The 486-nt window shown below is 41.4% G+C and carries 1 protein-coding gene and 1 pseudogene; one reads left to right on the forward strand and one right to left on the reverse strand.

Features of this window, described 5'->3' with window-relative positions; translation table 11 throughout:
• Positions 1 to 206 (forward strand): annotated as a pseudogene (locus A3751_RS01615) (hypothetical protein); the annotation flags it as partial.
• A gap of 7 nt (positions 207 to 213) precedes the next feature.
• Here A3751_RS01615 and A3751_RS23355 read toward each other — a convergent pair.
• Positions 214 to 486 (reverse strand): hypothetical protein (locus A3751_RS23355; RefSeq protein WP_231876813.1); only part of this gene is annotated, 273 nt, incomplete at its 5' end.

Consider the following 486-nt stretch of genomic DNA (forward strand, 5'->3'; position numbering starts at 1 on the left):
GCGAAGTTTTATGGTGCAAGAAAACGAGCATGAAGCATCTCTTGGACGCTCTAGAAGCCGGAACGATCTTCCTAGACCCGGCTCCAAAATTCGACCCGGAGAACGCTAAAAACAACAAGCGCAGGTCGCAGTGGCGAGTGAATGATATTTATCGATACTCACCTCAACTATACGAGACAGTAGAAAGTACTAGCCTCGAAAAATAACAACCAATCAAACACGGACTTTGATCAAACTCTTCTTAACCGCGATTTTAGCAAAATAAAAACTAAGTGCGTTTATTCCATTAGCTAATACAAAGACGAGAAAGAGCCATAACCCTATTATTGTATCGATAAAGCCAAAAAACCAAATCCCAACGCAAACTGACGAAAATAAAAGCGCATTAAATACTCCGATATATACATGAGCCTCAAACCGCCAATAATCTGGCCACTCATGAAGAAGCTTAAGGTTTTCATGCTCGGGAAAAAGAATTGCATGGCC

The sequence above is a fragment of the Oleiphilus sp. HI0080 genome, from assembly GCF_001635135.1.